This window comes from Ruegeria sp. TM1040, from assembly GCF_000014065.1.
Lineage (GTDB): Bacteria > Pseudomonadota > Alphaproteobacteria > Rhodobacterales > Rhodobacteraceae > Epibacterium.
This window is the reverse complement of record NC_008043.1, coordinates 625,001-650,131: the sequence shown is the minus strand read 5'-3', so window position 1 is coordinate 650,131 and position 25,131 is coordinate 625,001. Positions and strand designations below refer to the sequence as shown.

Annotated in this window: 20 protein-coding genes, 2 tRNA genes, 2 rRNA genes and 1 pseudogene (1 of these 25 running past the window's edge); 12 read left to right on the top strand and 13 right to left on the bottom strand. The window is 56.7% G+C overall.

Going from position 1 to position 25,131, the window contains the following annotated elements; all coding sequences use genetic code 11:
• Position 1: 1 nt before the first annotated feature.
• From TM1040_RS03470 to TM1040_RS03455, 4 genes are read left to right on the top strand one after another with little or no spacing between them, the layout of a single operon-like run.
• Entirely contained in the window at positions 2-997 is a 996-nt protein-coding gene (locus tag TM1040_RS03470; RefSeq protein ID WP_011537206.1) for an ABC transporter ATP-binding protein, read from the top strand.
• On the top strand, positions 994-1,977 hold the full coding sequence (locus TM1040_RS03465; RefSeq protein WP_011537205.1) for an ABC transporter ATP-binding protein: 984 nt from the start codon (positions 994-996) through the stop codon (positions 1,975-1,977). The genes TM1040_RS03470 and TM1040_RS03465 overlap by 4 nt, the downstream gene beginning before the upstream one ends.
• Complete coding sequence (locus TM1040_RS03460; RefSeq protein ID WP_011537204.1) at positions 1,974-3,539, top strand: gamma-glutamyltransferase family protein; 1,566 nt, start codon at positions 1,974-1,976, stop codon at positions 3,537-3,539. The genes TM1040_RS03465 and TM1040_RS03460 overlap by 4 nt, the downstream gene beginning before the upstream one ends.
• Entirely contained in the window at positions 3,536-4,927 is a 1,392-nt protein-coding gene (locus tag TM1040_RS03455) for a M20 family metallopeptidase (protein WP_011537203.1), read from the top strand. The genes TM1040_RS03460 and TM1040_RS03455 overlap by 4 nt, the downstream gene beginning before the upstream one ends.
• A 66-nt stretch (positions 4,928-4,993) precedes the next feature.
• Here TM1040_RS03455 and TM1040_RS03450 read toward each other — a convergent pair whose 3' ends face one another.
• The 8 genes from TM1040_RS03450 to TM1040_RS03415 form a co-directional block, all read right to left on the bottom strand.
• The gene (locus tag TM1040_RS03450; RefSeq protein WP_011537202.1) at positions 4,994-5,539 is read right to left on the bottom strand and encodes a peroxiredoxin; all 546 of its coding nucleotides are present in this window, start codon (positions 5,537-5,539) and stop codon (positions 4,994-4,996) included.
• 123 nt (positions 5,540-5,662) lie between these two features.
• The gene (locus TM1040_RS03445) at positions 5,663-6,595 is read right to left on the bottom strand and encodes an AEC family transporter (RefSeq protein ID WP_011537201.1); all 933 of its coding nucleotides are present in this window, start codon (positions 6,593-6,595) and stop codon (positions 5,663-5,665) included.
• A gap of 36 nt (positions 6,596-6,631) precedes the next feature.
• Positions 6,632-7,429 (bottom strand): MBL fold metallo-hydrolase, encoded by a 798-nt coding sequence (locus TM1040_RS03440; RefSeq protein WP_011537200.1) that lies wholly within the window; start codon positions 7,427-7,429, stop codon positions 6,632-6,634.
• Positions 7,429-8,232: a TatD family hydrolase gene (locus TM1040_RS03435; RefSeq protein WP_011537199.1), complete on the bottom strand. Its 804-nt coding sequence runs from the start codon at positions 8,230-8,232 to the stop codon at positions 7,429-7,431. The genes TM1040_RS03440 and TM1040_RS03435 overlap by 1 nt, the downstream gene beginning before the upstream one ends.
• 60 nt (positions 8,233-8,292) lie before the next feature.
• Positions 8,293-9,414 (bottom strand): DNA polymerase III subunit delta', encoded by a 1,122-nt coding sequence (locus TM1040_RS03430; protein WP_011537198.1) that lies wholly within the window; start codon positions 9,412-9,414, stop codon positions 8,293-8,295.
• The gene (tmk, locus tag TM1040_RS03425; protein WP_011537197.1) at positions 9,411-10,055 is read right to left on the bottom strand and encodes a dTMP kinase; all 645 of its coding nucleotides are present in this window, start codon (positions 10,053-10,055) and stop codon (positions 9,411-9,413) included. Before tmk ends, TM1040_RS03430 begins: the two co-directional genes overlap by 4 nt.
• Positions 10,052-11,233 carry a D-alanyl-D-alanine carboxypeptidase family protein gene (locus TM1040_RS03420; RefSeq protein WP_011537196.1) on the bottom strand — a complete coding sequence of 394 codons (1,182 nt, stop codon included), beginning with the start codon at positions 11,231-11,233 and terminating at the stop codon, positions 10,052-10,054. Before TM1040_RS03420 ends, tmk begins: the two co-directional genes overlap by 4 nt.
• 60 nt (positions 11,234-11,293) lie before the next feature.
• Entirely contained in the window at positions 11,294-12,187 is an 894-nt protein-coding gene (locus TM1040_RS03415; protein WP_044026490.1) for an SPOR domain-containing protein, read from the bottom strand.
• Positions 12,188-12,472: 285 nt separating this feature from the next.
• On the opposite strand from TM1040_RS03415, the gene TM1040_RS03410 reads away from it, so the two are divergent.
• Positions 12,473-12,562 (top strand) — tRNA-Ser (locus TM1040_RS03410).
• A gap of 79 nt (positions 12,563-12,641) precedes the next feature.
• Here the strand turns inward: TM1040_RS03410 and TM1040_RS03405 are convergent.
• A complete protein-coding gene (locus TM1040_RS03405; RefSeq protein WP_254658808.1) occupies positions 12,642-13,112 on the bottom strand; it encodes a tyrosine-type recombinase/integrase in 471 nt (156 codons plus the stop codon).
• Between the two features lie 67 nt (positions 13,113-13,179).
• Positions 13,180-14,416, bottom strand: a pseudogene (locus tag TM1040_RS03400) (IS3 family transposase).
• A 433-nt stretch (positions 14,417-14,849) separates the two neighbouring features.
• Here TM1040_RS03400 and TM1040_RS03390 point away from each other — a divergent pair.
• The 7 genes from TM1040_RS03390 (at position 14,850) to TM1040_RS03360 (ending at position 21,938) form a co-directional block, all read left to right on the top strand.
• A complete protein-coding gene (locus TM1040_RS03390; RefSeq protein WP_044026487.1) occupies positions 14,850-16,028 on the top strand; it encodes a site-specific integrase in 1,179 nt (392 codons plus the stop codon).
• Between the two features lie 180 nt (positions 16,029-16,208).
• Positions 16,209-16,907: a hypothetical protein gene (locus TM1040_RS03385; RefSeq protein WP_166485504.1), complete on the top strand. Its 699-nt coding sequence runs from the start codon at positions 16,209-16,211 to the stop codon at positions 16,905-16,907.
• Positions 16,908-17,013: 106 nt separating this feature from the next.
• On the top strand, positions 17,014-17,268 hold the full coding sequence (locus tag TM1040_RS03380; RefSeq protein WP_227511966.1) for a helix-turn-helix transcriptional regulator: 255 nt from the start codon (positions 17,014-17,016) through the stop codon (positions 17,266-17,268).
• Between the two features lie 118 nt (positions 17,269-17,386).
• On the top strand, positions 17,387-17,605 hold the full coding sequence (locus tag TM1040_RS03375) for a hypothetical protein (protein ID WP_011537190.1): 219 nt from the start codon (positions 17,387-17,389) through the stop codon (positions 17,603-17,605).
• A 180-nt stretch (positions 17,606-17,785) separates the two neighbouring features.
• On the top strand, positions 17,786-18,934 hold the full coding sequence (locus tag TM1040_RS03370) for a hypothetical protein (RefSeq protein WP_011537189.1): 1,149 nt from the start codon (positions 17,786-17,788) through the stop codon (positions 18,932-18,934).
• Between the two features lie 298 nt (positions 18,935-19,232).
• A complete protein-coding gene (locus TM1040_RS19950) occupies positions 19,233-20,840 on the top strand; it encodes an AAA family ATPase (RefSeq protein WP_166485503.1) in 1,608 nt (535 codons plus the stop codon).
• A gap of 9 nt (positions 20,841-20,849) precedes the next feature.
• Positions 20,850-21,938: a hypothetical protein gene (locus TM1040_RS03360; RefSeq protein ID WP_011537187.1), complete on the top strand. Its 1,089-nt coding sequence runs from the start codon at positions 20,850-20,852 to the stop codon at positions 21,936-21,938.
• A 269-nt stretch (positions 21,939-22,207) separates the two neighbouring features.
• Here the strand turns inward: TM1040_RS03360 and TM1040_RS03355 are convergent.
• The 3 genes from TM1040_RS03355 to TM1040_RS03345 form a co-directional block, all read right to left on the bottom strand.
• Positions 22,208-22,284, bottom strand: a tRNA-Met gene (locus TM1040_RS03355).
• Between the two features lie 51 nt (positions 22,285-22,335).
• Positions 22,336-22,450 (bottom strand): 5S ribosomal RNA (rrf, locus tag TM1040_RS03350).
• A 243-nt stretch (positions 22,451-22,693) separates the two neighbouring features.
• A 23S ribosomal RNA gene (locus TM1040_RS03345) occupies positions 22,694-25,131 on the bottom strand (it continues 395 nt past the right edge of the window).

The following is a 25,131-nucleotide window of genomic DNA, read 5'->3' as shown; positions in this document are numbered from 1 at the left end:
CATGAGCGATACGCTTCTTTCCGTAAAGAACCTGACCCTCGACATTCCCACCGGCAGCGGCACGCTGCACGCCGTGCGCGGCATCGATTTTGACCTAATGCGCGGCGAGACCCTCTCTATCGTGGGCGAAAGCGGCTCCGGAAAGTCACTGACCTCGCTGGCTGTCATGGGGCTGTTGGGCAAGTCAATCAAACGCCGCGCCGATGAGATGCGGTTTGAAAACATCGACCTTCTGACGGCGAACCGCCGGGTGATGCGCGATCTGCGCGGCAACCGCATGGCGATGATCTTCCAAGAGCCGATGACATCGCTCAACCCAGCCTACACCATCGGCGATCAGTTGACCGAAACGCTGCTGCTGCATCGCAAGGTCAGCAAGTCTGCCGCTCGCGCGCGGGCCATTGAGCTGCTTGAAAAGGTCGGCATCACCGCAGCCGAGAGCCGCCTGTCGCAATATCCGCACCAGTTGTCCGGTGGTTTGCGTCAGCGGGTGATGATTGCCTTGGCCCTGATGTGCGAGCCGGACCTGCTGATCGCGGATGAGCCGACGACCGCGCTGGATGTGACCATTCAGGCGCAGATCCTACGTCTCTTGGTCGACCTCACGCGGGAAATGAACATGGCCATGATCTTGATCACCCATGATCTCGGCGTGGTGGCGCGCGTCGCCGACAAAGTGGCCGTGATGTATGCGGGAGAGCTTGTGGAGACCGGCCCTGCAGCGGACGTGTTTGCGACTCCAAGCCATCCCTACACACGCGGACTTTTGCGCTGCATCCCGCAACCCGGCAAGACCGAGCGCGGGGCCGCTCTGGGGACCATTCCGGGCATCGTGCCGTCCCTCATTGGCGAGGTGAGCGGCTGCGCCTTCCGCACCCGCTGCCTGCATGCGCGTCCAGAGTGCCGCGCCGACATTCCCCTTCGAGGCGAAGCAAGCCATGAGTTCAAATGCATTCACCCAGACGGGGCTCTATCCCATGAAGGAGAGGCGGTATGAGTGATGTTCTGACCCTGAATGGGGTGACTAAAACCTACAGCGTCAAACAGGGTCTGTTCGGCGCACGAAAGCCGCTCACAGCGGTGAATAACGTCTCACTCTCACTGGGCAAGGGAGAGGTCCTGGGCCTCGTGGGAGAGTCGGGGTGCGGCAAATCCACCCTCGCCAAGCTTTTGCTTGGACTGGAAAAACCCACCTCGGGTCAGGTACTTGTGGACGGCGCGCCAATGGACGCGCTGGATCGTCGCGCCCTCGCGGGTCGGCTTCAGCCCATATTTCAGGACCCCTACTCCTCACTCAATCCGCGCAAATCCATCTATGATCTGATCTCTTTGCCCCTGCGCGTACACAAGATTGGCGACAGCACCAGCCAGCGCAAGGCTGTGAAAGAGATGCTGGATGTGGTCGGCCTGCCGCAACGGGTCATGAACACATACCCAAGCCAAATGTCTGGTGGCCAGCGTCAGCGCGTTGCCATTGCCCGTGCCTTGGTGATGAAGCCGGAAATCGTCATCTGCGATGAACCCACCTCCGCGCTGGATGTTTCCGTGCAAAGCCAGATCCTGAACCTGCTCGGCGACCTCAGGCGCGAGTTTGGCCTCACCTATCTGTTCATCAGCCACGATCTCGCGGTTGTTGAACACCTGGCGACGCGGGTGGCGGTGATGTATCTCGGGCGTATTGTCGAAGAAGCCCCGGTGGCCGAACTATTCGAGACGCCCAAACACCCCTATACCCGCGCGCTCCTGAGCTCGGTCCTCACCCCAGAGCCGGGACTGGGTGTGCCGGAAACAGCGCTTGGCACCGCCTATCCAAACCCGATCGCCCCTCCTTCGGGGTGCGCCTTTCATCCACGGTGTCCGTTGGCAACGGCGCATTGCAAAACGCAGGCTCCCCGCACAATCGCGACTGCGCAAGGGCGTGTGGAATGCCACTATGAAGATCCCGACAGCCCGATGCCGCGAAAGGATGCAGCATGAGCGCTCTCTCACAAACGCAAATTACCCGGAAATACGTCATTGAAACCGCAGGCGGTGTGGTCGCCTCTCAACATCGACAAGCCGCCGAAGCAGGCGCAGCCGTTCTGCGTGCAGGGGGCGATGCGGTGGATGCAGCAGTGGCGACCTCTTTTGTTGTAGGCGTATTGGAGCCATGGATGAGTGGTCCGGCGGGCGGCGGCGCAGCGGTTCACTGGCGCGCAGACACCGGTGAGGCCGTTGCGATCAACTTTGGCATGCGCTCGCCCAAGGGGCTGGATCTTGCGAACTATCCGCTTTCGGGTGACGGCAAGGCCGGCGACCTCTTTCCTTGGGAACGCGTGGTCGACGACCGCAACGTCGAAGGCGCCACCGCGATCGCTGTCCCGGGCACCGTGGATGGCATCGGTCAGGCACACGCCCGTTGGGGAAGGATGTCCTGGGCAGAGCTCCTGGCGCCGGCCATCGCTCATGCCAAAGAGGGCATGCTGGTGGATTGGTACGCGGCGCTGATGATTGCCTCGACCGCACGTAATCTGGCGCGCGACCCGGATGCGGCAGCGCTGTTTCTGGACGATGGGGTCTGGCCCAAAGGCTCTGGCTGGACTGCCGTTCCCGACAATCGCCTCGATCAAAGCCGGATGGCTGACTCGCTTGCGCATATCGCGCAACACGGCCCGCGCGCGTTTTACGAAGGTGATCTTGCGCAGGCGATGGCCCGCGATGTCCAAGACAAAGGCGGCTGCCTCTCGGCAGATGACCTCGCGGGGTATCGGGCCTGGATGGGGAATGCACGCCCCGTGAGCTATCGCAACGCACAGTTTCATGTGATGCCTGGGCTAACGGCAGGCCCCACGTTCGCGCGTGTCCTCGAGCAGCTTGAGTCGGCGGATCTCTCAACACCCGCGTCGGCCTATGTCGCCTACGCCCGCGCCCTCGATCGCGCTTATGCGGAACGTCTTGGAAAGATGGGCGATGATGGCGAAGTGCCGGAGGCCCCGGGCTGCACCACGCATTTTTCGGTGGTGGATCGCGACGGCAATATGGTCAGCCATACCCAGACACTCTTGTCGATCTTTGGCAGCCGCGTGGTGTCGCCTGCAACCGGCTTTCTGATGAACAACGGCATCATGTGGTTTGATCCCGAACAGGGGCGTCCAAACTCGCTTGCGCCGGGCAAGGCCTGCCTGATGAACGTCTGCCCAATCCTGGGCGAGACGGTCGACACGCGCTTTGCTTTTGGCGCATCCGGAGGGCGCAAGATCGTCTCCGCCGTCTCTCAGTTGGCGTCTTTCGTGGTCGATGGCGAAATGGATATAGAAGCGGCCTTTCACACGCCCCGCATCGACATGTCCGGAGGCGAGCAGATCATCGCTGATGAGACCCTCCCACCGGAGGTGCTGGGCGCGCTCAACGCAGAAAAACCGACCGTTCCAACGCGTCGCACCGTGTCTCCCTATGCGTTTGCCTGCCCTGCCGGTGTCATGCGCAAGGACGGCAAGAACAGCGGCTGCACTGAAGTCATGTCGCCGTGGGGCGATGCAATCACCGAGGGTCAAACATGAGCCGCGAATCCGCTCTTTCCCGCGCCAGCCGCTATTTTGAGGCAGGAGATTTCCAGTCCGATCTGGCGCATCTTGTCACCTATCGAAGCGAAAGCCAGAACACCGCGCCCGAGGCGCGCATGGAATGTCGGCGCTATCTCGAAGAGGCAATGCTGCCGCGGCTGCGTGCGCTCGGATTTGATTGCGAGATCATCGACAATCCCGACCCGACCGGCGGTCCCCTGCTGATTGGTGAGCGGCGCGAAGGCGAGGCACTCCCCACCATACTGACCTACGGGCACGGTGACGCAGTGCTGGGACAAGAAGGACGCTGGCGCGAGGGGCTAGAGCCCTGGGTGCTCGTCGAAGAAGGCGATCGCCTCTATGGTCGCGGCACCGCCGACAACAAGGGTCAACACCTGATCAACATCGCAGCGCTCGAAGCCGTTCTTGCAGAACGCGGCCACCTCGGCTTCAACACGCGCATTGTCATTGAAATGAGCGAAGAAGTTGGTTCAGTCGGCCTGCCCGACGTGTTCAGAGCCTACAAGGACCGGCTCACAGCAGATGTTCTCATCGCCTCTGATGGCCCCCGGCTGCAGCCCGACGTGCCAACCATGTTCATGGGTTCGCGCGGGGGCACGACATTTGATCTTGTGGTTGAAACGCATGAGGGTGCGCATCATTCGGGCAATTGGGGCGGGCTTTTGTCGGACCCGGCCATGATCCTCGCACATGCGCTGGCCTGTATCACCGATGTGCGCGGCCAGATCAAAGTGCCCGAATGGCGCCCGGATAGTCTTACCGAGAATGTGCGCATGGCGCTTCGAGACCTCCCTGTCGCGGGAGGACAGGGGCCAGCGGTGAACCCCGACTGGGGCGAAGAAGACCTGACCCCGGCAGAGCGCGTCTTTGGCTGGAACAGCTTTACGGTTCTGGCGATGGTTTCGGGTGTGCCAGAAGCGCCTGTCAATGCGATCTCGGGTTGGGCGCGCGCGACGTGTCAGTTGCGATACGTTGTCGGCACCGACCCGGAGGACGTGGTGCCCGCATTGCGGCGCCATTTGGACGCGCATGGCTTCGAGAGCGTCGAAATCCGCTGCCACGAACGAGGCTTTTTTGCCGCAACCCGTCTGGACCCCGATCACCCTTGGGCGCAGTTCGTTGGAGAGTCGATCCGCAGGACTTCTGGTGCGCTGCATGTGCTTCCAAACCTTGCAGGCTCTTTGCCAAATGACAGCTTCACCGACATCCTGGAGGTGCCGACAATTTGGGTGCCTCATTCCTACAGAGGCTGTTCGCAGCATGCGCCAAACGAACACGTATTGAAATCTGTATACCACGACGCGTTGAGAGTGATGGCCGGAGTCTTCTGGGACCTTGGCGAACAGGGCGGACCACTCGCCTGACGCTACATCACAAAAAAGCCCCGCAAGACAGCTTGCGGGGCTCTGCATCTCATCGACGAATGCGGATCAGGCCGCTTCGGAGACTTTTTCCTTGAGGTGCTTCAGCAGGTTCTCGGGCGCGGATTCGCCATACGGATCTTCTGCGTGGTTGTCATCGCGGCCCGGCTCTTCGAACCACGCTTCTACAACCCCATCGTTGATGATGGCTGCATAGCGCCAGGAACGCATGCCAAAGCCGAGGTTGTCCTTGGCGACCAGCATGCCCACTTTACGGGTGAATTCGCCAGAGCCGTCGGGGATCACTTTGACGTTCTTGATGCCCTGCGCTTCGGCCCATTTGTTCATCACAAAGCTGTCGTTGACGGACATGCAGTAGATTTCGTCGATGCCTTCAGCCTTGAAATCCTCAAACCCGTTCTCAAAACCGGGCAGCTGGTAGGTCGAGCAAGTCGGGGTGAACGCGCCCGGCAGCGAGAACAGGATCACGCGCTTGCCCGCGAAGTAATCTGCAGTGGTCATGTCCTGCCAGCGGAACGGGTTTGGGCCCTCGATGCTGTCGTCGCGAACACGGGTACGGAAGGTCACCTGGGGGAGTTTTTGTCCAGCAAACATGGGAGGATCCTTGAGACTTAGTGAAATTTCAGCCCGTCTCTTACCGCATCTGGCAGGGGGTGCAAGGGGGCGAAAAAAACTTCATAAAAGTCCTGCAAACATCGCGCGCCGCGTCCTCTCTGATCAGCTGAGCAACGTCAGCCAAAGGAGCACGGTCACAACGCTTGAGGCGGTCGCAATCAAGACCGAAGACGCCGCAACACGTTTGGCCCGCCCGTACATATTGGCAAAGATATAGCCATTGACGCCCGGCGCCATGGCCGCATTCAGGACGCCCGAGCGGAAGAGATCCTGGCGCACATCCAATGCAGATCCGAGCGCGTAGACGATGGCCGGATGCAAAAGCAACGCAATACAGCAGACCATCGCAATGGTGCGCAGATCCCCTTCGGGTCGGTACTGCACCATGATCCCACCAAGCGCAAAAAGCGCCGTGGGCAGACCCGCCTTGGCCACCAGTGCCAGCGCATCATCGACGGGTTCGGGCACGCTCAATCCCGAGAGATTTACCGCAAACCCCGCCAGTATGGCGAGGATCAGGTTGTTCTTGAAAATTGACCGGAACACGGATGTGGCCGTACGCAGTCCCCCTTGCCCGCGATTGCGGATAATCTCCATCGCGGTGATGCCAAGCGCATAGCAGAACGGCGAGTGAAACGCGATAATCGCGTAATTCCCTACCAGAGCATCGGGACCGAAGGCGCGTTCTGTGATCGGCAGCCCCAAAAGAACAGAGTTTGAAAACAGGCAACAAAAGCCAATGGCGACGCAGTCTTCCCAATCGCGCTTGAAAAACACACGCGCACCCATAAACCCGGCGAAGAAACAAATCGCCGCGCCAGTGTAAAAACTGATCAGCAAGCGCGGATCAAAGCCGGATTGGAGGTCGATCCCCGCCATGGCGCGAAATAGCAGAAAGGGGATCGCGACCCCTTGGGCGAATTTCATTAAACCGTCGATCTGGACCTGCTGAAACACCCCGCGAAGAGTGAGCCCATACCCGATGCCGACGACCACAAAGACAGGCAGGACGACATTGATAAGATTGAAAATCATCTGCGTGTCGTCCCGGTTTTCGAAAAAGTCTGTCGTTTAATAATCGCTATGGATCACCATGCCATCAAAGGCGGGCGTGATGTGATCGGGGGTTTCGGCCTCGACCGTGTCATAATCCAGATCAATATGCATATTCGTCAGAACTGCGCGCGCAGGCTGCATGCGATCAATCCACGACAAAGCATCCTGATATGAGAAATGCGTTGGATGCGGCGTACGTCGCAATGCGTCGATGATCCAGCATTCCAGTCCTTCGAGCACCGGCACCACCGGCTCGGGAATCTTGGCGACATCCGGCAGATAGGCGAGGTCCCCGATCCGGAACCCAAGCGCATCGATTGCGCCGTGTTCGACCAGAAACGGCAGGAACGGGATGCTGCCACCAGCGCCCGAAATCGTAAAGGCGCCCTCGATATCACGCATCTCCAGAATGGGTGGGTAGCTCGACCCTTCAGGCTGGATAAACGCATAGCCAAAACGATCCAGGAGATCGGCTTTGGTCGGCGCATCAGCATAGACGGGGATACGTTCGCGCATGTTGAAGACAACCATGCGCAAATCGTCGATCCCATGGACGTGGTCCGCATGGGGATGCGTGTAAACCACCGCATCCAGCCGCCCGACTCCTGCATCCAACAACTGACTGCGCATGTCGGGACTGGTGTCGATCAACACTGTTGTGGTGCCATCCGGACCGTCTTGCTCCACCAGCATGGAGCAGCGGCGGCGGGTGTTCTTGGGGTTCTTGGGGTCGCAATCGCCCCAATGGCCGCCAAGACGCGGCACACCGCCGGAGGACCCGCAACCAAGGATCGTGCAGCGCAGGGTTGGCATCAGGCAGCGGCCTCATATTGCGCGGCCTTCCAGAACAGCCGGTCAAAGTTTTCCTGTGTACGGGCCGCGAACTCGGCGTATTCGAGACCAAAGACCTCGGCTCCGACCTTGGCCGTATGCGCTGTATAGGCCGGTTCATTGCGTTTGCCGCGATAGGGCGGCGGTGCGAGATAGGGGCTGTCGGTTTCCACCAAAACGCGATCAATGGGTGCTTCGGCAAAAATATCGCGCAGCTCTTGGCTCTTGGGGAAAGCCGCGATCCCGGACATCGAGAGATAAAACCCAAGATCCAGCGCTGCACGTCCAAGTGATGCGGAGGACGAGAAGCAATGCATAACGCAGGAGTATTCCTTTACGGCATAGGCCTCGCGAAGGATTCGCGCCATATCGTCATCCGCGGCCCGGGCGTGGATAATAAGCGGCAATCCGGTTTCCTGCGCCGCCTCGATGTGAATCGAGAGGCTGCGTTTCTGGATCTCGGCGCTGTCGGCCGTGTAGTGGTAATCCAAGCCCGTCTCGCCGATGCCAACGAATTTTGGATGCTGCGCGAGGGCTACCAATTCCTCGACCGAGACCAGAGGTTCGTCCGCGGCGCTCATGGGATGAGTTCCGGCGGCGTAGAATACTGGTTCATACTTCTCAGCGAGCGCACGCACGGCGGCTTCGTTTTTGAGCTTGGTACAGATAGTCACCATACGGGTGACGCCTGCCTCCGCCGCGCGCGCCAGAACCTCGGGGAGTTCTCCCTCGAAATCAGGGAAATCGAGGTGGCAATGGCTATCTGTAATCTGCGGGGTCGTCATGGTTGCCTCTGTCGCGTTCCTGCTGTCGCGGTCCTAGCGCTGATCGCGCAGGCAAAAACCTCAGCGCGACGCGGTGTCCTGCATCTTGAACACCGTATCTAGGACGAGCGCCGCAGGGTCAAGGTTCACGGCCTGACCGTGGCGTGTGCGCTCTGTCACTGTCGCTGCAAGATCGGCCCAGGCGCGCGCCCGCTGCGGGTTTGGCGACAACCGGGTCAGGATCGCACCTTCGTTTGGGGCCGCTTCCGGTGTTGGCGCAAGCCCCGTGGCCCCGGTTCGGGCCAACCGAACGAGCAGCACATCCAGAAGGGTCAGCATGAGCTCAAACCGTTCTGCGCCACCACGCGCGGCTGCTTTTTCCGCGAGCGCCATAGCCCTCTGGCGATCAAGGCGCGGCAGGCTGTCAACGATCGCAAGTAGCTCACCATAGAGCTTCATTCCGTCCAGTGACAGCAGCCTCATTGCAGCCCCCACCGACCCGGCCGCAAGCGCCGCAAGATAGGTCGGATCATCGGGAAGTGCGGCTCCAGCCTGTTCAAGCGCAGTCTGCATGTCATCTGGCGCCAAGGGCCCAAGACGCAACGTCCGGCACCGTGACCGGATCGTAGGCAGCAAGCGCGAAGGCTGATGCGAAATCAACAAGAGCGTGGTGCGGGCGGGCGGCTCCTCAAGCATCTTGAGCAATGCATTGGCCGCGTTAACGTTCATTTCGTCAGCGCTGTCGACAATCACGACACGGCGACCGCCCTCTGCAGAAGACAGGCCAAAGAACCGGTTCAGAACACGAATGTCATCGACCACGATCTGATCGCGCAAACGGCCCTTATCGTTGTAGCTGCGGGTAATTGCCGCCAATCCTGGCTCTGCCAGGGCCAGAATGCGATGGCTCACTGGATGATCGGGAGCAACATCAAGGCTCTGTGGCGGCGGAGGTGCCCCAAAGAGACCGTCATCCTCCACCGGAGGCGTTGCCAGCAGGAAGCGTGCGATGCGCCAGGCCAAGGTCGCCTTGCCCACTCCGCGCGGACCCATAATCAGCCAGGCATGATGCAGACGCTCTGACGAGAAAGCGCTAAGGAACTCCGCTTCGGCCTCCGCATGTCCAAAGAGATGCGCCGTTTCCCGCGGATGGGGGGCGCCTTCGGCCTGATCGGCACGGGGAAGGTCATCAACTTCGCTCATACGCGCTGTTCCAGCTCCGCCTCGACAATGCGCGCAACATCCGCTGCAACCGCATCCATATCACGGGCGCCATCCACAATGCGGAAACGGTCAGCAAATTCATCGGCGAGCGCCAAGAACCCCGCCCGCATTTTTTCCTGTAATGCGAGGCCAAAATCCTCAAAACGCTCTTCGGTGCCCTGACGCCCCTTGGCCCGCGCAAGACCGGTTTCGGGATCCATATCAATGAGGATCGTCACATCTGGCTCCCGCCCGATCATCAGCGCATGAAGCTCGTCCACGGTGGCACGCAGGTCCCCGCGCGAAAGCCCCTGATACATGCGGGTGGAATCCGCGAACCGGTCGCAGATGACAACCTTGCCTGCCGAAAGCGCAGGCAGGATCGTCCGCTCCAGATGGTCGCGCCGCGCCGCTGTGAACAATAGGATTTCCGTCTCTGCCGACCAGCGGTCCGGGTCGCCCTCCAGCACGAGACGGCGAATTTCCTCGGCGCCCTCTGATCCGCCCGGTTCACGCGTCAGCACGACCTCGCGGCCCAGCCCGCGCAAATGCTCCGCCAGCAGGCGGCATTGAGACGATTTACCCGACCCGTCGATGCCTTCGAAGGTCAGAAAGAGGCCGGAGCCTTGGTTTTGGGTCACGTTGCGTCCTCAGGACCGTTCAGAAAGCGCTGCACCAAAACCCGGGCCGCAGTCATGACCTTCACCGGAAAGCCCCCGGTCCCTACATCCGCTTGCGCCACCAGAGGCAAACGCATTTCGGGAAGGTCTTCGGGATGAACAACCAGTTCCGCCAACTGCTGACCGGCCTGAATCGGCGCGGTAACGGGGCCGGTATAGACAACTTCGGCCTTCACTGCATCATCGGAAAGCGCCGGCAGCAGGATCTCAAGATCCTCGGCGGGCACCAGCCCGACGGTTGGGCTGTCACCCATCCAGACTTCGGCCTGCTCGACGGCGATCCCCTCGCGCGCGATGGTTTTCTTGGTGAACTGGCGGAAGGACCAATTCACGATCGCCTCGCTCTCTTCGGCGCGCTCAGGCGTACTGTTCAGCCCCGAGATCACAAAGATCACCCTCCGGTCGCCCTGTTTGGCAGAGCCAACAAGACCATATCCAGCCTCTTGGGTGTGGCCGGTTTTGAGCCCATCCGCCCCGATGTCCAGTTGCAGCAGCGGGTTTCGGTTGCGTGTATTTGACGGCGCACGGCCGTCGAATTCAAACACCTGCTCAGCGAACATAGGATAGAATTCGGGGAAATCCTCGATAAGATGCTCTGCCAGAATGGCCAGATCGCGCACCGACATGCGGTGGCCATCATCTGGCCATCCGTTCGAGTTCATAAAGGTGCTGTCGTTCATGCCAAGCTCGCGCGCGCGGCGTGTCATGTAGCGCGCGAATCCTGCCTCGGTGCCATCGGGGCTGAGCGCCTCTGCAATCACCGCGCAGGCATCATTGCCAGAGAGCACGATTATGCCACGCAGCAGATCCTCGACGCGCACCCGATCAGTGGTGTCGAGGAACATCGTCGAGCCCTTGTAGCTCATGGCGTGCTCGCTCACTGGAAGGCGCTCATCCATGGTAAGTCGCCCGTCCCTGACGGCCTCGAAAGCGACATAGAGCGTCATCAACTTGGACATGGATGCGGGCGGCATCGGCACATCCGCATTCTTGCTCAGGAGAACCGTATTGGTCCCCTGATCCACCACATAGGCGGCGCGGGCTTTGGTCTCGAAGGCCTGAACCGCGGTTGTGGAACTCGCAATCCACAGCCCAGCCAGAACACCGATGCAGGTCAACGAAATACAGCGAATAGTCACGGGGGAGATCCTCCCTTGGAGCGCTTATCTGATGTGCGGGTCCGGGCCGGACGGCCCAGATCAGTTTGTCACGGCATAGGCGTCGGCAAAACCAGCGGCCTTGACCGCCTTCAGGAGCTGAGTCCGCTCTCCTTTGGACTGAGCGGGCCCGACCACCACGCGCCAGAACGCCTTGCCGTTGGAAGACTGCTCATAGACTGTTGGGATGATCCCCGCATTGCGCATCTGGTCGGCGGTGCGTTTGGCGTTGGCCTCGACGCTAAAAATACCAATCTGAATGTATGGCTTTGCCAAGGCAGATCGAGCAGATGGCGTTGGCGCCGCAGGGGCAGGCTCGGGTGCGGGTGCCGCGGCCTCGATGGCAGCGGCTGCACCACCGGCAATTGGATCCAGCGCTTGTGTCTCCACCGCCGCCGTTTCTGCAACCTGTGGCTGCTCTTCAAGCCCCTCAATTTCAGGGATCTCAGCCTCAGGCGGGATGTCCTCGACGGCCTCGCGGCGCAGGGCCGTGACATTCAGTTCCACAGGCGCGCCCGCCAGCATGGACAGGGCTGCCGCCGCATCCGAAGATACCTGCAGGCGCGGTCCCGGAATCGCCCGCTCGCGCCGGAACAGGGCCCCAATGACGAATTTGCCGTTGGCATTGTTGCGAATGATCACCCGCTCGGGATCTTTCACGTCTGGATGCGCCACCCAGACCCCACCGATTGAGGGGCGACCGTCCCACAGGCCAGCTTCGGTCACCTGAAAGACATCCGGGGCTTCGACATCGCGCTCTACAAGCTTAGTGGAATTGCTGGGCAGGCCTTGTTCAGCATTGTCCTTGGGCTGAAGGAACGGCAGATTGGCGCCCTCTTCGCAGCCCGCAAGAACCAATGCGCCAGTTAGCGCAAGGATCGCGCCACTGGGAACCAATCTCTGAAGTCTCGCCGGGCCAGAAACCTTGTCTTTCATGCGCGTGTCCTGCCTGCTCATGGTCCATCATCACCTGTATTCGCCTCGACGCAGCCCTCTTGTGAAATTGCTTCTCACAAAGGGTGCCGATTTTTCGGTCTTCTACGTCTTTGCTCAGAGCATAAACGCAGTGTTTTGGTATGGAAACCCTGACGTTTCCGCAATCCGGAACGATGGGCGATGGATTGCGCGTCGCGCCTGCATGATTTGCGGCGCGGGCAGCATTTCTCCTTGCCACCAGCGCGCCCACATCCTAAACCCCACAACAATTCGATCTGCAGGACCGGGGAGGTGGCAGAGTGGTCGAATGCGGCGGTCTTGAAAACCGTTGAACGTGAGAGCGTTCCCAGGGTTCGAATCCCTGTCTCCCCGCCACAAAATCAATGGGTTACGGTCTTGCATACAGACTTAGGAAATCGCCGAAATTTGCCGGTTTCCCCAAAATTTCCCACTTTCACGTTTTGCCCCATATTTGTTCTCGCAGGTTTTGAGCCTCTATCGCGAGGCGTTTTTGGCTCGCGCCCTTGGAATATTTCTGCACCATCGAGAGGCTCTTGTGACCTGTGATTGCCGCGATCTGATGGTCAGTGCAGCCCGCTTCTGCAAGCTCACCCGCAGCACTATCCCGGAGACCGTGGAGAGAGTAGTCCATCAGACCAGCAGCTCTGCGCACACGAATAACCTGTTTTTGTAACTGATCATAATTCAGCTGATGGCCCGACTCATCTGTCAAGATGAAGCGTGACTTTGAGGTATCGACCCCAGCGAGAACACTAGAGAGCCGCTTTGTGAAGGGGATCCAGAACCGAACATTCGTTTTACCTTGAGTGACCCAAATACGCCCAACTTCGATATGGCCCCACTCCATTCTCGTGAGGTCTGATGCGCGTTGCCCCGTGCCAAGAGCAAGCTCAAAAATCAGCAAGGCTAATCCATCCGCGTGTTCGCGATAGGCCGCAATAGTAGTGAACTGCCCCCCGCTGGTCGCTCGTTCATAACGAGAGTCTGCAGGTTGGACCTGGGTATTCGGGTTCCCCGTTTGGCGCAATCACGCCGGGCGCGGAGCCCTCAAATTTCTCAAGCGTCCGGCGCGCTTGCTGCGGCGTTTGGCTGCCCAAGGACGAGTGTGGCCTGACCGTGTTCTAGTCGTGGCGCCACAGGGCCAGCTTGCGCCGCGCGTCATCCAGGCTGTCGAAGATCTCCTCGTTTAACAGCTCGTCGCGCAAGCTGCCGTTGAAGCTTTCGATGAACGCATTCTGCTGGGGCTGACCCGGATCGATGTAGTGCCACGGCACCTCGTGCGCGTCGGTCCATTTCAGGCTAACCCGACTGATGAACTCGGTGCCATTGTCGCTGACAACGCAACCGGGCTTGCCGTAGATCCGGATCAGGGCGCTAAGCTCACGGGCAACCCGTGCGCCGGACAGGCCGGTGTCCGCCAAGAGGCACAAGCATTCCCGAGTGCAATCATCGATCACGGCCAAGATCCGGAACTTCCGCGAGGCGCCGAAGCTGTCAGACACGAAGTCCAAGGACCAGCGCGCGTTGGGCCACTCGGCAACCGGCATCGGCGTCCGTGTACCCGCTTCCGGCCACGTCGTCGTTTCACTGACAACCCTTCCTCGCGGTAGGTGCGATACAGCGCTACGCCCTACAAAAGGTCCCCCGGACCTTTTGCTTTACGGGCTCCGATGTGGTTCATGATCATGCCTTTGCGCTCCAACAGAACGCCGATCCGGCGATAGCCGAACCGACGCCACTTGGCAGCAATCTCATGCATTTCCTTGCGGATCTCGACACAGTCCGGTGGGCGTTCACGCCGGACTGTTTTGGGATCGACACCGACAAGCCTGCAGGCCCGGCGCTGCGAGATGTCATGATCCCGCATAACCCGAAGCGCCGCATCTCGCCGCTTGATCAATGTCGTCAGGGTCGGCCTTGCCCTCGAACCGATGGCGGGCTGGCGGCCTCTATTCCCAGCAGGTCTTTCAACACGACGTTGTCCAGCATGGTGTCCGCCAGCAGGCGCTTCAGCTTGGCATTCTCGTCCTCAAGGGCCTTTGACCTCGCAGCCTCGGACACCTCCATGCCGCCATACTTGGCCTTCAATTTGTAGAACGTCGCCGTGCTCAGGCCGTGCCTACGGCACGCCTCGGCCGTCGGCATTCCCGCCTCCTGTTCCTTGATCATCCCGATTATCTGCGCCTCGGTGAAACGGCTCTTTCTCATGTGTCTGCTCCTTCAAAGTTGGCGCAGACTCTACATTAAAGTGAGGGATTTCGCGGGGGGCAGGTCAGTTTCTGTCGAAGCCCTTGGGACGAGATATGCTGGACCAACTTGTTTCCGAGTTCTCGTGACCCTTGTGCGTTGTTTTTCGTTTTCTCGAACGCGATTTTCCCCGCGGATGCGAGGTTTAGTTTGTTGTAATCATGTATTTGATTTGGTTGCGGGAGTAGGATTTGAACCTACGACCTTCAGGTTATGAGAGCGCTTAGGGCACTCTGCACGGTCTGCCCCGATTTGCGCCCACCTACTCTATCTTATTGGTTTCGCTCATTTTTCATTGACGTCAAACTTCACCGGCTTCTACCTCTTACGCCAAGACATGCGTTCATTTGCTTCCACAGTGCTTCCACGGAAGCGCAGCAGAGAGGAGACCAAATTGCCAAAACTGACGAAACGAACCGTCGAAGCCCTCATGCCAGAGGCCAAAGATTACTTCCTCTGGGACAGCCAAATCGCGGGTTTCGGCGTCCGGGTCATGCCCTCTGGTGCGAAGACCTATCAGGCGCAGTATCGCAAGGGGGGCAGAACCCGGCGCGTATCCGTTGGGCGGCATGGCAAAATCACAGTTGATGAAGCTCGTAAGCTGGCCAAGGAGATCATGGGGCAGGTCGCCAAGGGCGAGAACCCCGCCGAAGAGATCTCGCAGCACCGCAAAGCCCCCACCGTGGCTGCGCTCTGTGAGCGCTTCTTTGAGGCCCACGCTAAAGAACGCTGCAAGCCTTCCACCCAAAAGGAATATCGACGCGCCATCGATCTGTTTATCGTACCCGCACTGGGGAGCTTTAAGGTCGTAGACGTCGAGCGCCGGGACATTGCCGAGTTACACCACAAATTCCGCGACAAGCCGCATCAGGCCAATCGGACGCTGGGCGTTCTGTCGAAGATGTTCAATCTAGCCGAGATCTGGGGCCTGCGCCCGGATGGCTCTAATCCCTGCCGCCATGTCCCGAAGTACCGCGAAGTGAAGCGGGAACGCTTCTTGAGCCAATCGGAGCTGCAACGGTTGGGGCAGGTTCTGACCGAAGTGGAGCGCGAAGGCAGCGAAACGCCGCATATGGTCGCGGCATTCCGGCTGCTGATCCTGACCGGCTGTCGGTTGGGTGAAATCCAAACTTTGAAATGGGGCTACATCACCGCAAACGGAATGGAGCTACCGGACAGCAAGACCGGGGCGCGGCGCATCCCCCTGCCCCAACCGGCGCGGGACGTACTGGCGCGCCTGCCGCGCACCCCCGGCCATCCTTACGTGATCGAAGGGAAACTCCCCGGCCAATATGCCACTGACCTGCAACACCCATGGCGGCGCATCCGAGACCGGGCGGGCCTCTGTGGCGTACGCATTCATGACCTGCGCCATACCTATGCATCGAATGCGGTCTCTGCTGGAATGCCGATCCAGATGGTCGGGCGCTTGCTGGGCCATACCCAGATCCAAACCACAATGCGGTATGCGCATCTGGCAGATGATCCAGTCCGACAAGCCGCAGAAGAAAACGCCGCGCGTTTGGGGTCTATGGTCGGTGATATCGGGCGTCCGAGGTTGCGGGCCGTGTAACGGCACGTAACGATACGTACGGAGCTTGGCCCGCGCCCGGCCCCCTACGTTACGTAGGGCTATGTTACGTATACGTAGGCATTGACCCGGCTGATGTGCGTTACGTTACATTACGTAGGCCCTTGAGCGCGCCAATAGGATTAATCGCCTTACATTACATTAGATCTGATGGAGCATAATTTGGCCCTTCTGCCTCAATACCAGCGCGAGACCTACAGCGAATGTGACATGAAGATTCTTTGCAATATCGCAGGCGCGCCGCAGGACTCTCGGGCAAGTATGAAGTTGGCCCTTGAAGACATCGCAGCAATTTACCGACGCACGACTGAAAATTCGGCCCCTCATCCCAGCACGAAAGAAACCAACCGAGAGCTGTCATCAATCGCGAAACGTGCCGCGCAACTCGCGCAGCAAATTGAGGACATGAGCTATGAGGCCAGCCTGACATTTGAGCAGCAAAACATTGAAGATGAAACGGCGCACATTGATGGCGTGCCAAGTACAGCATCATTGGTTTTATCAAATGAGTTTCAAGACACTGACACCATCGCATGGACTCTGGAACAAGGTGACATCGTCAATGTACTGCGAGGTATAGAGCGTGCCGCCAAGAGTGGCATCGAGCGCCAATCCCCGCAAAAAAGCGGTCGGCGCTTAAACCCGGCGCTAGATCTTTGGATGAGCAATGTCGCGGCGATATGGAAAGAGTTTTCCACCCTCCCTTTCTCGCGCTCTGTTACCGACCAAAACGAACCTGTCAGTCCTGCTGCACGCTTCTGCGCCATCGCTTTTGAACGCCTGTACCACCAAACACCAACATCACGGGTGATGCTTGCTATGAAAGATCACATTACGCGGCACCGCGCACAGGAAAGGTAGAAATACGGGCAGAGTTATGCCCGAATTCTTCCTACGCATTTCGTAGCGCATCGCAGGAATAGGCGGTTAGTTCGTGCCCAGAGACCACAGCAACACAGGGGCGAACATGACCGCGATACACACAACGACCAATTCAACACCTTCTCATCCTGCGACGGACTATTGGGATGGGTTGATCACCGAAACCGAGGCAGCAGACTATCTGTGCCAGAGTGTCCGCACGATCCAGAAATGGCGCGTCACCGGCTACGGCCCGAAATTCTATAAGTCTGGCCGTTCCGTTCGCTATCGTCGCCGGGATCTCTCCGAGTGGATTGAACAGCGTAGCCACAGCAGCACCAGCAGCTATAGCGCCGTATGAGTTTTGCCCGCGTCGGGGTTGGCAGCGCCGCGCGGGATTTTGGGGCCGGATGGCTCTCAGGGGGCGCGGGCGAAACGGTCTCGCGCCCTTTCTTCATTCAGATACAGGACAAAACACCATGGCAAATCAGCCAGCACATAAATTCAAGATCGGCCTTATCACGGCCACCGTCTGGCAGAACGACGGGTTCTATTCCGTTGACCTGTCGCGCAGCTACAAGACCGATACCGGCGAGTGGCGCAATACCGGCAGTTTCCACCATTCTGACCTTCTCAATCTAGCCAAATGCGCGGAACGCGCCGAGATCTGGATTGGCCGTCAAATATCTGCAAAGTGATCCAGCGCCGGGCCATGCCCGGCCCCAAAACATATGCTGCCCCGCCGGAGGCAGTAAGGGGGTCAAAGACCCCCGCCCCTTTTCCCAACATCTCGACAGACACGGCGGCAAGATGGGCCGCGCGGGAGGGGGGTCTTGTAACACCCCCCTCCACGAATACGAAAGCGAAGGCCAGCACAAATGGAAGCGGATATCCTGCATTCGGGCTTTGATGGGCTTAAATTCACTGTCGAGACCGATATCCCGCCCGAGCTGCGCACGGCACTGGCTGAGGCCAAGGCGCAGGCAATCCAGACCAATGCCGAGACCGTTATGGAATTTGGCTCTGTGGCTCTCTCAGTGCGCCGTACAGGCGGTTCGGCCTTTTCTGCCCATACTGGGGAGTATGGGGCCGAGTGGTACTTTCTCGACCCGGAAAACCGCCCTGCAAACAATCCCGGCATTACCGTGGACTTTCGCGCCTTCCTTCTAGCAACTGGCGGGCTGGACGCCGCAGAGAAACACTTTCGCACCTGCATGGACGCCTTCGGCATTCGTTATGCCGATCATCTCTTGCGCGTGAGCCGTGTGGATTATGCCATCGACTTTCTGGCCCCTTGGTTTGAACCAGACCGCGAGGCTCTGGTGGTGCCACCCGGCACACGTGTTCAGGAACACACCGGTATTGATGAAACAGAAACCCATGCCACCGGTGCGCGCGTCACCGGCCTGCGCGCCGGAGCCGTCGCCAACCGGCAGTTGGTGATCTACGACAAGCGACAAGAGGTTATGCAAAAGGGCAAGCTGGGCTGGCTCACCATCTGGAACGACGCCCGCGCCCAGTTGAACCGTCCGCCCCTCGACCTCACAGACCGGATGACCAGCCAAGTCTGGCGCTTTGAGCTGCGCATGGGATCCAAGCAACTGCGCAACCGCTGGGAAATGCGGTCATGGCAAGACCTACGCGATATGGTCGGAGACGCCTACGCCGAGTTCTGCGAAAAGATCCGCTACACCTGCCCCACCACCGACAGCAACCGCGCCCGCTGGCCAACACATGACCTTTGGCGCGAGGTCGCGAGCGTGATCGCGAATGACCTATATGAGAATTGCTCTGGCGTGTTGCCAAGCGAGGTGATCGAGACCAACCGGGCCGAACACATGCGCATGCTGGACCGGCAAATCCTTGGCCTTCTGGTGTCCCGTGCAGCAGCGTCAGAGGTTCAGCCGCATGAGTTCGCGGAGTTTCTAGATACGCATATAGAAGCGATTGAACGGATGTCGGAAGAACACGCAACACCACTGGCGGAACGGATTAGGAAGGCGACAGAGCGGTATCGATTCAAATAGGAGCAATGGAAACTAGAAAATTGCATCAACGCTGCATCCACAAGTAGCAGCACGAAGCGACTACCCCACAGACACGCTGCTCATAATCAGATTCAATCCCCATAATAGTGCACACAGCGTCGTGAGCATAGGTCTTCCAACCGGTTAGCTTTTAGATTATCCTCCGTTGAGAAGCTTTACCGCCATATCTAGCCTCCAATTTTCGAAGATTTTTGGACACTTGAGCTTCAGATAAAGTTATCTGGTTACGATGATTGATCCGGCGTGTATTCAGTAGGCTAACTGGAGGATTCCCCCTTTGAGAATATCATATTCTGTTGAAAACATTAGAAGACTCTCAAGCGTTGAACCTATCGAAATCAGACCCATAACGGTGCTGGTCGGAAGAAATAGCGCTGGCAAAAGCACTTTTTTAAGATCCCTTCCGCTGATTCGACAGTCGTTAGAGACAAGGAGTAGTGCACCAATTCTATGGTACGGCGACTTCGTTGACTTTGGAGATTTTCAAACTGCCGTATCTTCTGAGGCCAAAGACGGCTATGCTGTGTTCTCATTTAAAGTAAGAGACTTAGAAAAACGTCATCGATCGACAGTCAGCCATCATACCAATTATCTCCTGAGATATCGCACACAAACAGTTAAAATCGATGAAGCCATAGTAAAATACTACGTTGGTGCAGAATCTGGAAAAACCGCACTAAAAAAAATATCCCTTGAGATCCCGAGCGAAGACCTAATTTGTGATATTTCATATCGGGGAAGGTTGGGCACCAGCGGATCACTTACTGTTAACGGAGAAGAGCTGCCTTACATATTGCAAAATTTTGAAATTGTAAACTCCTCCAATGACCTATTCAGCGCGCCATCCCTAATTTCAAAAACCAAGGACGCAAACTCTAACGTACGAAGAAGACATTCTTATCAAGATATAGCAGTAAAGGAGCTAGAGAGGTTTCTAAGGCGCGAGATACCTAGAATATCAAGCTCGGACACCTTTAGAAATGAAGTCGCAAATATACTTTCTGGAACACCCCATTTGGAAGAAAAATGGAAACGCTTATCCGAAACCGCCAACACAGCTTCGTTTCGAAAATACTACGAAAATATTCAAAAGGGAACATCTGGAAAATCCAAAGATAGCATCCTTACGATTCAACGCACCTTCCGTGCTCTTCAGGTTCTAGATGTGATAAATGATGACTTACAGTACTTTTTCTCTGGCGTCAGTTATTTAGGACCAGCAAGAGCGGCAGGGGAACGATTCTATCGGAAACAAGAGCTGGAGGTTTCCGAAATACTTCCAAATGGCTCGAATTTCCCAATGTTTCTTGATTCACTATCGACTGGTCAAAAGAGGAGCTTTTCAGATTGGGTCGAGAGTATTTTTGGTTACGGCGTTGAGCTCAAATCACATGAGGGACACATTAGCATCCATCTAAAAGCAGGCGAAAAGTCAGTCAACGTTACCGATACTGGTTATGGAGTATCACAGATCTTGCCTGTTCTGGCGACGGTCTGGTGGTCAAGTAGGCGAACCACGGAACGCTGGGGTATACCTTATGGGCGGCGACAAGCGATAAGAACTATAGCTATCGAACAACCAGAGCTACACCTGCACCCGGCACATCAGGCGAAGCTAGCGGACGTTTTTGTGAAGGGTATTAAACTTGGGCAGTCTGAGACCAATATTAACATAGTAAATATCCTAATTGAAACGCACAGTGAGGCACTCATCAACAGACTGGGAGAACTAATCGAGCTGGGCAGCATATCCAGTGATGACGTTCAAGTTATTGTCTTCGCTGCAGAAGACGACATAAATTCACCTACCAGAATGTCTGTGGCCAACTTTGACAGCAACGGGGCGTTGGAAAATTGGCCCTTTGGATTCTTCAATTACTCTTGAGATAAATTAATGATTATAACACTTGAGGCGTCGAACGATGAACTTTCCTCTCTCACCGACGATGAAGCTGAAGACTTGTTTTCTCGGTTGCTAGATGCAGATCGAATGGGACGGCATATCGTCGTGATGAACCGACGAATCTGTGAGTGGGGCAAACAAAACACAAAGCTATCCGGCAGAAATCTCAGTCACTTAATAGATATCAAAGAAGCTTTCGCCACGCGCGGTAATATATCTTCTTACGCCACCTGTTTTTTGAAAGTAGTCTTGGGCAATCAACCTATCTCTATAGTAGATAATTGCTTTATGATGGGTCACAAGGAATTTTTACAGGGGGAGTATGCCTCCTCCAAGACAATGCTCATTGTCGAAAACCTTAACTCTGACAGCAAGCTTTATGAGTTTATTTTTGAGAAATCCATAACAAAAACAAAGGTTCCCGGTTGGGCAGTGGAATTTATTCTAGGCGGTGGGAATACAACTGTTACTGCTTTCGAGGGGGAAATCGCTAAGAAGCGAATTACGGTATGTGTTGTCGACACAGATAAGATTTCACCCTGTGACAAGCTCGGCACCACCGCAAGAAAGGTATTGAATCGTCATTCTAAAAGGAACTTGCAACAATATGACCCTGCGACTCCTTATGTTGGCACCGCAATAGAAACTGTTGGTCATGAACTCGAAAATTATATACCACTTAGTTCTGTGAAATATCTTGATGCATTCAGCTGCCCAACTTGTCTAGATGATTTAGTTGACCAAGAAGTCGCAAAAAGTTCAGCAGACTGCCTTTGGCTTTACTTTGATATAAAAAAGGGCATTGACGGAAAAAGGCTTTTAGATAAAGAGAGGACGAACATTAAGAATAGAAGCGTGCTAGAGTGGATATGTAAAAATACCAAAATAAAATTGGAAGACCTTCATAGTCTTAAGATTCCAGGAATCGGATCTACCATAGTCGATCACTTCCTCAAGAACGATCTAGCAAAAGAGCAGTACACAAGATTTACAAATACAGATTATTGGGAGCACCTTTTCCTAGAGCACTTAGAGAAGTTATTATGGTTCCTAGCTGCACCTAAAACTTTGCGGTCCTAGGGTCAGGGCTCACAGCAAATATTATGAAAATTTCTGGAAGGACGATGGGAGATGGGGAGACCTTCCGGCCACGGACACAGGCGCTCCACTACCAATATTCAACGCAGTTATGCATTGCACAGAGCGTCCACCGGACATGCGGAGCCGTTGCCGTTACGCCACAGATCTAACACGCCTCGTTTGCTTCCGTAGTGCTTCCAGCGTGTTTGGCGCAACGCAAGCGGCCCCGCCGAGGCGAGGTTTAATCTGATGTTTTGGCATGATAATTTTGGTTGCGGGAGTAGGATTTGAACCTACGACCTTCAGGTTATGAGCCTGACGAGCTACCTGGCTGCTCCATCCCGCGTTGTTTGTTTTGTTTTTTTGTTTAGAGAGGATTTATTTGGGTTCTTATTAGGTTTGGCGGTGCCCTACTCTCCCACACCTTAAGATGCAGTACCATCGGCGCAACAGCGCTTAACTTCCGGGTTCGGGAAGGGACCGGGTGTTTCGCTTGTGCTTTGGCCACCAAACCGAATAAGAACCCAAAGCTGCACTCGCGAAGCGAGTTCAGACGGTGGCCGGAAGCGATATGCCGGAGGCAAATCGCGTGGCCACACCTGAGTTATGTCACAGAACATGTATGTTCTGCTTCATTTCAGTTTTATCAACGTGTTGATGATTTTCATCATCAACGTGTTGACCCCTTTATGAGGGTCAACGAGTTGTCCAAGTTTTGTTTTTGCTTTTTGGTTTTTGGCTGTCTTTTACTGGATCAGATCAAGCCAATCGGGCGATTAGTACCGGTCAACTGAACGCATTGCTGCGCTTACATCTCCGGCCTATTGACGTGGTGGTCTTCCACGGCCCTCAGGGATACCTTGTTTTGAGGGGGGCTTCCCGCTTAGATGCCTTCAGCGGTTATCCTTTCCGATCATAGCTACCCTGCACTACCGTTGGCACGATAACAGGTCCACCAGTGGATCGTTCACCCCGGTCCTCTCGTACTAGGGGCAACTCCTCTCAAGTATCCTACACCCACGGCAGATAGGGACCGAACTGTCTCACGACGTTCTAAACCCAGCTCACGTACCTCTTTAAACGGCGAACAGCCGTACCCTTGGGACCTGCTCCAGCCCCAGGATGAGATGAGCCGACATCGAGGTGCCAAACACTGCCGTCGATATGGACTCTTGGGCAGTATCAGCCTGTTATCCCCGGCGTACCTTTTATCCGTTGAGCGATGGCCCTTCCACTCGGGACCACCGGATCACTATGGCCGACTTTCGTCTCTGCTCGACTTGTCAGTCTCGCAGTCAGGCAGGCTTTTGCCATTGCACTCAACGAGCGATTTCCGACCGCTCTGAGCCCACCTTCGCGCGCCTCCGTTACGCTTTAGGAGGCGACCGCCCCAGTCAAACTACCCGCCACGCAGGGTCCCGGATCCCGGTAAGGGACCGCGGTTAGACATCAAGAGTGCGAAGGGTGGTATCTCAAGGATGGCTCCACAGGAACTAGCGTTCCTGCTTCGATGCCTACCACCTATCCTGCACATCACAATCCTGATGCCAGTGCGAAGCTGTAGTAAAGGTGCACGGGGTCTTTCCGTCTAACCGCGGGAAGCCTGCATCTTGACAGGCAATTCAATTTCGCTGAGTCGATGTTGGAGACAGCGGGGAAGTCGTTACGCCATTCGTGCAGGTCGGAACTTACCCGACAAGGAATTTCGCTACCTTAGGACCGTTATAGTTACGGCCGCCGTTTACCTGGGCTTCAATTCGGAGCTCTCACCCCTCCTTTTAACCTTCAGGCACCGGGCAGGCGTCAGACCCTATACGTCGTCTTGCGACTTCGCAGAGCCCTGTGTTTTTAATAAACAGTCGCCACCCCCTGGTTTGTGCCCCCGGATTCCACTTGCGTAGGACCCGGGCCTCCTTCTCGCGAACTTACGGAGGTATTTTGCCGAGTTCCTTCAACATCGTTCTCTCAAGCGCCTTGGTATTCTCTACCAGTCCACCTGTGTCGGTTTAGGGTACGGTCTGATGGAGGGCTATTTCCAGGGACCAATCAGCGGCCCGCCCAATCCGATAAGGGCGAACAACCTTCATGATCCGTCACATCCTCCTGGCCCAGGAATATTAACCTGGTTCCCATCGCCTACGCCTTTCGGCCTCGGCTTAGGGGCCGGCTTACCCTGCTCAGATTAGCTTTAAGCAGGAACCCTTGGACTTTCGGCGAGAGTGTCTCTCACACTCTTTGTCGCTACTCATGTCATCATTCTCGCTAGTGATCTCTCCACGGGATCGCTCACGCGCCCGCTTCATCGAAAGAACTGTTCCTCCAATGACCCCGAGGGGTCTAAGGAGGAGCTGTTCTATGTCACACTACGCTCTGCTACCATGCACTATGTGCATCCTCGGCTTCGGCTCATGGCTTGAGCCCCGTTACATCTTCGCCGCAGGACGTCTTATTTAGACCAGTGAGCTGTTACGCTATCTTTAAAGGATGGCTGCTTCTAAGCCAACCTCCTGGTTGTTTTGGACATCCCACCTGCTTTCCCACTTAGCCATGAATTAGGGGCCTTAGCCGGAGGTCAGGGTTGTTTCCCTCTCCACTACGGACGTTAGCATCCGCAGTGTGTCTGCCATCTAGTACTCCCGGGTATTCGGAGTTTGGTTAGGATCAGTAAGCCTGTGGGGCCCCATTACCCATCCAGTGCTCTACCCCCCGGGGTATTCGGATGACGCTCTACCTAAATAGATTTCGCAGAGAACCAGCTATCTCCGAGTTTGATTGGCCTTTCACCCCTAGGCACAACTCATCCCGACCTTTTTCAACAGGTGTGGGTTCGGACCTCCAGTGCGTGTTACCGCACCTTCATCCTGGTCATGCCTAGATCACTCGGTTTCGGGTCTGATCCCACGAACTCATGCGCCCTATTAAGACTCGCTTTCGCTGCGCCTACACCTAACGGCTTAAGCTTGCTCGTAAGACCAAGTCGATGACCCATTATACAAAAGGTACGCTGTCAGCTCGCAAGGAGCCTCCAACTGATTGTAGGCGTTCGGTTTCAGGTACTGTTTCACTCCCCTCGTCGGGGTGCTTTTCACCTTTCCCTCACGGTACTGGTTCGCTATCGGTCAGTAAGGAGTACTTAGCCTTCGGAGGTGGTCCTCCGATCTTCAGACAGGATTTCACGTGTCCCGCCCTACTT